Here is an 8,485-nt window from a genome sequence, read left to right as displayed (position 1 = left end):
GAAAAAAAAGGTGTACTTATGATAAAAAAACAAATGCAAATTGCTCCTCTAAGTATTTTTAATGTGTTGAGGTTAATTTTATTCAAACTATAGTTTATATTTTAATTACAATAAAGCTTTTAGTTTATGGCTAACGGTTTTGTATAACAATCAGTTGCGGATTGTTTAAAACTAAGATAGCTAAAATCCCCGACTTTTATACGTGCGCGGTTGTGTCCGCAGGACACAAAGCCGCAATTGTTGTTATACGTTGTTGTGTGTAGTTATTTGACATCTATTAGTTTATTGAAAATATATTTTTCATCTTTATCCAAATACTTTAAACTGACCTTACGATAAAGTTCATACATTGAATCAATTAAATTATCCAATAAATTTTCCGTGATAGTCGAAGATAGAATTATTTTATCTTCAATATTTATATCAGCTTTAAAATAACTGATCCATTTTTTGTCAGCCTTCGATGAATTATGAACAATTAAATTTCTTGTTTTTACAAGTTTCTTTAAATCAAATTTTTGTTTATCGTTTAGGGAAATCTCTAGTTCAAATTCATTGCTAATTTTTTTTAATTTTTCCCCAATTGAACCATAGCAAAGATTATATATTTTATTATTGTCATACTGTATTTCCTTAGATCTTTCATTTATTAGTTTTATAGTATCAACTATAAACCCTTCAGCAATTGAACAAGAAGATATAATTTCTTGTGATAATCTTATATTTTTGAAATCAGGCCATTCGGAAGATTCCATATTTAGATAGTATCTTGAAATTTGATGAATATTTCCTAAAATGGCTCCAATTTTAGTGATTTTGCTTTTATTTTCTAATTGGGAAATGCAAAAGTTATATAACTCTTTTTCCTTATTTAATTCTTCAGTATTAAGTTCTCTTTTTTTTAGTTCATTGTGAAGATCCACATATCTCCTTCCAAAATAATCCATTAATAATTCCTTTGGTAAATTATTGGGAAAATCATTAAAAATATCTTTAGCTAAATATGAATAAAGTTCAAACTGATTTCTATTTAAAACGAGCTCTTGAAATTTTCGGTCATAATCATTTAAATTTTGTAAAAAGTTATTTAATTCTAGCTGAGTTTTATTCATATTAATGAGAATGATTTACTAATTACACACAACGTGTTTGTATATGGTTTGTTGCGTGGTTAAGCAAGTAATTTAGCAAATAAAAACCAAATAGAAAATCCGCGAGGATTTTCGTAAGTAGGCTAGAACTAGCAATAAATTATATACGGTGTTAGGTGCAGTTTTATCACGAAATATCGAATTCGTTAAATAATGATTTTGAAAATCCGTCTATTCCTGGAAATAATGTTTCATTGGTAATATTCATTAGTTTCAAATCTTTCTTAATTTCATTATGGAATTCCGTTGGTATTATAATTTTTAATAAACCACATTCCTCGTTGAGCAACTTTACTTTTGTTTCGAAATTTTCAATTTTTCTGCTTTTTGGTAATTCCTTTTGATATGAATTTACCGTTAGAGAAAGATTATATTCGAAACTTTGTCGTCCTTCAAATGGAATAGCAAAAAGTCCTTGTTGTCTTGATAATCTTTCGTGAATATTATAAGGTTCAACTGTCGTTACTAAAGGGCTTAAGGTCTGTTCTTTTAGAGCAAAATTGCAATGAGCTCTACTTCCAAATTCTAAAAAATCTTCTCTATATCTTTTTTCTTCTGTTTCAAGCCCTTTGTTATGTACTAATTTTCGATTTAAGCAATAAACAGCAGATTCAGTCGTAGTGTGATTTACTGAAAAGAAAAGGCCAACATAATATGATTTTGAAAAGTCTAGTAATCTAGTTGGTCCGCCGTGATGTTGTATAAGTGAAAGCCACTCAAGTAGATTATCGTCATCAGGATATTCATCTAAATAATTACTGGCTCTACGTTTAAATTTTTCTATTATATTTTTTTCGATTGCAGGTATATCTCTTATGCCTGATTTGTTCATTTCAGCACCTCTTTCTAAAGTAGTTTGTAATGTCCATTGACTATCTGCGTGTCCTCTAAAAACCCAATCATCAATTTTTGAAAATAGTGTTCTCAAATCTGTCCAAGACTTAATTGTGTATTCACAAAAAATATTATCACTATGATTTTCTGACATTTTATTGAGTTTTTTTAAATTGCACCTAACGTCTGGTATAAAAATAGTGCGAGCTGGCGAGCTTGATTGTTTGTATGATAATCAGGCGTTGCAAGCAAGTACGAAATTTGGATTTGAGACAGGTTTAAGCATTTTTTTTATGCGCTGTTGGCAACTGGCAATTTACTGGACTGTTATATTTTCAAAGGCTATGTTGGTAATCCTATTCTGTTTATCATACCATAACACTATATAAAAAGAGCTAGTTGCTGTACTTTTATAACGATATAAGGAAACAGAATTATTTCTTCCTGATATGATTTTGGTATCAAAAAGTTTAAGTTCTTTGGAATAATCTAATTTATCAATTATATTCTGTAGAGTACTATCTGTTAATTCTGGTACTGTTAAAGGGGAGAAATAAGTTTTTATTTCTTTATAATTTGATGTGTTCAACGTTTTAAAAAATTTACGGCTAATTTTATCTACGACTTCCGATCTTGGGCTATCAGATTCGAAAATTTCAAAAAGTTTATTATTTAATTTGTTACCTCTAAGGTTTCGAGCTATGATTCTTCCATTTTCGTCTATTAAGAAGCTATCAGGTATACTGTTAATGCCATAAATTAAACTTGCCTTATTTTCATCACCTTCGAGGTCACTTACCTGTATCCAATCAAGGTTATCTTTTTCTACGGCTTTTTTCCAACTATTTATATCTTCATCTAATGAAACTGCAAATACTTCAAAACCCTTTGGATTAAATTCTTCGTAGGTTTTTACAAGTAGAGGGTTTTCCATACGACAGGGAACACACCAAGACGCCCAAAATTCAAGAAGTATGACTTTTGCTCTCAGGTCGGATAGTTTTTTGATTTTCCCATTTATATCTTTCATTTCAAAGTCAACATATTGGTCACCTATTTTTGGGTCAATATTTAGTTCAATATATCTTGAGATTTTATTTCCATACTCTGAATTTTTGTTTTCTTCTGAAAAATTCTCAAACAGTTCTTTTGTTTCCTTTTTTCCCCATGTGGTAGTATATGTAGATAGTAAATATGCACTTAAAACACTATTAGGATTTTTTTCCACAAATTTTATTTCTTTTTTAGTTCGTTCTTCTTTGGCAAGTGTGTCTATTCCCTTGTATAAGGTTTGCGATAAATTTTCTAGTTTGGAACCTGTCACATTTGCATTTCGAAAATCTGCTTTGGTGCCATCGAAATCCATAGTGTTTTGTTCCAACCATAAAAATCTGTATTGTGAATGATCTTCTGTATGTAGAACGACCTGTAAAGGAGATTTAGTCAGTTTAGTTTTAAAGAAAAATGTATTGTCTTCAACTGTTGTTGAATCAATTGATTTTCTATCTAACATATCAGTTAAATAAAGCAATGTTCCATCTTCAATCCCATTAGTTGTGCCTCTTAATGAAAATTCTTTTTCAGGTTTTTCATTGCAGGAAATTATTAATAGAGTGATAAATCCAAAAATTGCTTTTTTCAAATTTTTAATGTATTTACGATTTTTGTTTTAAATTGCTTACAACGGGTTAGGTTATAATTTCGTTGCGGAAAAGTCCGCCAGGACTTTTCGGTTACGGCTGTAATTTAGCAAATATTCGTGGAATTTTCGGTAGAAAATTCCGCCGCAATGAATTATAACCATTGTTGTAAAATGTAGCGACACGTTCAGATTGGTTTTTCTGTTCTTTCATATTGTAAATAATGGTCTTGAATTTTATCAAATTTCGGATTTCGGATTTCTGAATTTTTATTTTATTTGGAGCAGGAGAGGAGTCAATTTTAGTCAATCGGATTTTTGTCAGTTTAATATTTTAAGTTAGTATTATTCAATTTGATCTTTAGGGCGTCGTATTCCGATTTTACTTGATTTTAAAGCATATTTAAAAAATCCATTTTCAATTTGGATTGATTTTACTCAGCGTGTTTTTTTTCAGAGACTGCTTTTAAAACAGTTTTGATCAGCATTTTCAGTTTCCTTTTTCAAATGAAAATTTATAACTTTTTTTTATCGAATTTCGATTATAGATTTTCTGCGTTCAGATCAGGTCAGAGCTTGATTTTGTCATTTTTTTTAAAAATATCACCTTATTTTATCGAATTTTAGTCATCTGGATCAGTTCAGTTTTCAGAGGGAGATTGGTTCCGGAGCTATTTTTTACAACTGCTTCGAGTATGGCCAGTTGCGGTTGGTTAGCTAGTTTTTTTGCGCTTAAAAATAAATATAGCTAAAAACATCGAATATCGATTAAGTATTTAGCCGCAATTGGCTATACGCATTGTTACCTGCTGGCTTTCTGTTCATAATATTTTATTCTTTTATTGAATGTTTCTCCAATTCCATATAAGCATCCAGAACAACTGTAAATTACAGAATTTCTTTTTTTTAAGTGCTGAATAATCTTTTTTTGTAAATCAGTTATTTTCCCAATTTTCAAAATACCAATTACACCCAAGGTTTGTAATTCAGGAGAAAATGATGTTAGTAATTCATTAAGTTTCTTAAAATTTCTTTTTTTAGCATATCTAATTGATTTTTTAGATTCTTTTGAGATTTGCTTGCCGCTAAATCCGCAACCAAATCCGACAACATATTCTTTGAGTAATTGTTCTATAAAATCTGGTTGGTCAAGATTAGTATCATAATATTTGTTGTGTTTTGAAGTATATTGTCTTAATATATCAGGCGATCTACTAAAATTTTTAATGTTTAGATGTTTCTCTTCATTATATTTATATTCTGAAATCAATCCATATTTTATTATTCCATCTTTACTTATAAAGTTAAGTTTTAAATCCCAACCTGAAATTGGCATAACTAAAATTCTATATTGCATATATCCAAAATCAATTTTCCTCTCCAATTCAATATACAAATCAAGAATTTCTAAATTTTGGAAGTGTGCTTCTTTAATTTTTTGTTTTATTGAATCCGTTTTTTCTAAAGTTTCTAAAAAGGATTTTAATTCTGCAACATTATTCTGTGCAGTTAGAGTTTGGATAAAAATAAAAGATAAAATTGTAATTAAAATTCTCATATTTTCAGCTTGCAGGTAACGGTCCAGTATAACCGTCAGTTACGGGTAAATTTAGCGATTATTTTCGATTTGTCACAGGCTCTAGCAATTCCGAGTGGATTCGTACGTAGTCGAATCCGCCGTAATTGCGGTTATACATTGTTACCTGTTGTTGCGACACGTTCAGCTATTTAATTGTACTCTAATTTATCAAATTTCGATTATTTTCTATTAAGATTTTATTTATTTATCAGAGTAGGATGAAAATAAATTTTTAGCTTTTTTGTCTGATAATCTTTAAATTGTTGTTGTTTTTCCAATTTTTCTTTGAAATTAATTCGTTTTGATTTTTGTCATTTTCGGATTCAGTTTTTTAGAAAAGACCTTTTGATTTATTGATTTTCGATTGTTTTCAAGTCTTTTTTACGTTTGAGTGTGCAAATCTTTTATTCTAAATACTTCTTTTAAGTCTGTAAGTTCTCTTATTTTTTCTTTTCTCAGAATTCTGATTTTTTTCTAAAAATTAAGCTTTAAAAAACTGATTTTCGATTAATCGATTTTCTTTTTTCAGCTGAGTTATTATTGATTAAAATCAGAACTTATTTTATCAATTTTGAGTTTGAATTTCGTCAATTCTTTTCATTATCATCGGTTCGAGTGAGTTTTTGGAGCAATTACAGGTAACGGTTCTCGGCTATGGCAAGTGCGGGATTTCAAGGCACTTTCCTTTCCGTTTAGCATTTAGTTTATTTTGTGTAATTACTTTCATTTTAGCACTTTAGCCCGAATTTGCTATAGCTGATGTTGTAGTGCGTTTTCATTTCGTTATAATTCAGAAGGTTTTTTTTGAGTTAAATAAATAGCACGTTTGTATGATTCAAATAATAATTCGATTCCACTTTCTTTCTCAAAACAATAGTCCATCAAATAGTAATTATTTTGATAAGTATTCGATTCAATTTGGTTGTCTTTGTAATACTTGATTTTTGGCTCGTTATTTTTTGTGAAAACTGTAATCTTTTTCATTGAAATCCCTTCATTTTTTATTTCAATTCTGTTTGGGTCTAATTCAGCGAGTGGTATTTCCCATTTTTGAAAATAGTCCGTTAAAGATTTTCCTTTATACACAGTTAGAATATTATTTTTAAAATCATATTTTGCTTTTTCATCTACTTCAATTTGATTTGAGCCTTCAAAACATTGATTGATATGTTGAGTGACGTTTCCGATACATTCTTGAATACTATCACTATTCTTAATTTTATCAATTTCAGTTTGACAAGAGATAGTCGTAAAAATTAAAATCAAATAGAATATTCTTTTCAATGTGTTTCGATGTTTTTCTTAAATGCACTACAACGTGTTTGTATAACAATCAGTTGCGGATTGTTTAGAAACTAAGATAGGTAAAATTACCAACTTTTTATGCTTGTGCGGTTGTGTCCGCAGGGCACAAAGCCGCAATTGTTGTTATACGTTGTTGTGCATAGTAATTTTTTACTTACTATACTTAAACATCAAACCTAATGGCGATTTCTTAAGTTTTTCTTTTTCTTGCTCTGTTTGCTTTATATTTTCAATTGTTTTAGGTAAATCCTTAAGTTTTGGTGCATCTAATATTTGGCTTAATACAGCAGATGGTAAACCAAAAATCATATTTCCTGTACAAGCAGAAGCAATCTCAACAGAACCCATAACTAACCAAGAACCAAAATCTTTTCCCGCTATTCTCCATTTTTTATTTGTTAGTTTTTTTATGTTTTCTTGATGTTGATTAAAAGCAAAATTCAAGTTATTAAACACTTTATGAGATGTACTTGTAAAATCAAATTGATTCGCATTTACTAATTCATCAATTCCTTTTAGCAGTATTTCTCTAATTTCATTAATAGCACCATTTTTTCTTAATTCTATTAGACCTTTGGGAGGTATTTTTCCAATCCATTGTAGTTTAGAATTATCAAGACCATTTAGGCCTTTTACGATATGAAGTTTACTGTAATCTTTGTCAGGATAGGTTCTTTCGGAATCGTATTCTAATTTCCATTTGAAATATTCCCAAGAAGTTGGTGCATCAATTAATGGAATTCCGCCTACTTTGGATGATTTCAGTAATAATTCGTTACAAACACTCATTCTACCAAAACCCATCATTGAGACTAAAATACCGGGATTGTTAGTGCTCATAGCTTTTGCAGAATCACTTTCCGTATGATTTTTTATTTGTAATTCTAAAGGTTCTTTAAACTCTGTGTCAAATAATACACGATTTCGGTCTTTTATTTCATTAGTAACTTTTTCTACAGTATCTAGACTTTTTTCAAAATCTATAAGTTCATCCATACTTTCAAACTTCCTGTCAAAAACTTTTTCAGCGTGATAAAGTGCATCTTTTTCTCCTAGTTTTGATATATTCTCATATGCAAATTCATCCATCATTTCTTTATCTGGTAGTATTGCAATTATTGGTTTGTCAAGTTCTGTTAATGCAAGTTCTTTATATTGCAGAATGTTTAAAACGTGTTTTAATAAATAATATACTCTTTGCTGTTTATTCCAAACATTAAACATATTTCTTGACCGAATAAATGGGCAAGGAAGTATTATTGTATCTGTGTAAATTCCACATTTTGAAGCAATGTTTTCTTCATTAGATGGAAATAAATCTCCACCAAAAATGGCTTTTATTGAATCGTAATCGTCTTCAAGATGTAAATAACCAGACTCAGCAACTAATTCCCAAAATTTCTCAAGGTCTTTTAAAATTGGTTCAATTACTTCGTCTAAATGGTCTATTGATTGTTTACCAAAGGCAATAACTTCTGCTACTTGATGTGGTGAAACATCTTTTTCAATCATTATTTCATAAAAATGATTGAAATTACTTTCCATTCTGTTGAAATAACCTTCCTGAATTTGTCTAAGAGAAATGGCACTTTTCATTTTTTGCCTATGGTCTATATGTTCAGCCATAAGAGCCATTGACCTAATTCTGCCATCTACAGTATCTAAGTCAGGCTCGCCATTTTCATCTAAACGAACTTTAAGTAAACTTTTTTCGAAATCATCAGCAAGATGCTCGGATATATGAATGTTCCCATTTTCGAGCTGTTCTTTTAAAATTAGAACTCTTCGTTTTACTCTTTCTTCGTACTCTTTTTCTTCCTTAGATTTCATTCATTACCTTCATTTCGGTTGGGTTATATTATTATGCACAACGTGTTTGTATATGGTTTGTTGCGTGTTTTAAGCACCTAATTTAGCAAATACAAACCGAATAGAAAATCCGCGAGGATTTTCGTAAGTAGGCTAGAACTAGCAATA

Annotated in this window: 6 protein-coding genes; all 6 read right to left on the bottom strand. The window is 29.6% G+C overall.

All coding sequences use genetic code 11. The features are described from left to right. Positions 1 to 263 precede the first annotated feature (263 nt). Entirely contained in the window at positions 264 to 1,112 is an 849-nt protein-coding gene (locus tag ACN0WI_RS15600) for a hypothetical protein (RefSeq protein ID WP_417887979.1), read from the bottom strand. Between the two features lie 166 nt (positions 1,113 to 1,278). Continuing rightward, a complete protein-coding gene (locus tag ACN0WI_RS15595; RefSeq protein WP_417887978.1) occupies positions 1,279 to 2,139 on the bottom strand; it encodes an FRG domain-containing protein in 861 nt (286 codons plus the stop codon). A gap of 162 nt (positions 2,140 to 2,301) precedes the next feature. Next, positions 2,302 to 3,627 (bottom strand): redoxin domain-containing protein, encoded by a 1,326-nt coding sequence (locus ACN0WI_RS15590; RefSeq protein ID WP_417887977.1) that lies wholly within the window; start codon positions 3,625 to 3,627, stop codon positions 2,302 to 2,304. 799 nt (positions 3,628 to 4,426) lie between these two features. After that, entirely contained in the window at positions 4,427 to 5,182 is a 756-nt protein-coding gene (locus tag ACN0WI_RS15585; protein ID WP_417887976.1) for a hypothetical protein, read from the bottom strand. Positions 5,183 to 5,986: 804 nt separating this feature from the next. Then, complete coding sequence (locus ACN0WI_RS15580) at positions 5,987 to 6,487, bottom strand: hypothetical protein (RefSeq protein WP_417887975.1); 501 nt, start codon at positions 6,485 to 6,487, stop codon at positions 5,987 to 5,989. Positions 6,488 to 6,658: 171 nt separating this feature from the next. Further along, a complete protein-coding gene (locus tag ACN0WI_RS15575) occupies positions 6,659 to 8,338 on the bottom strand; it encodes a hypothetical protein (protein ID WP_417887974.1) in 1,680 nt (559 codons plus the stop codon). Positions 8,339 to 8,485 lie beyond the last annotated feature (147 nt).

This window comes from Zunongwangia sp. (assembly GCF_048269745.1).
Lineage (GTDB): Bacteria > Bacteroidota > Bacteroidia > Flavobacteriales > Flavobacteriaceae > Zunongwangia.
This window is presented reverse-complemented; position numbering and strand designations above follow the sequence as displayed.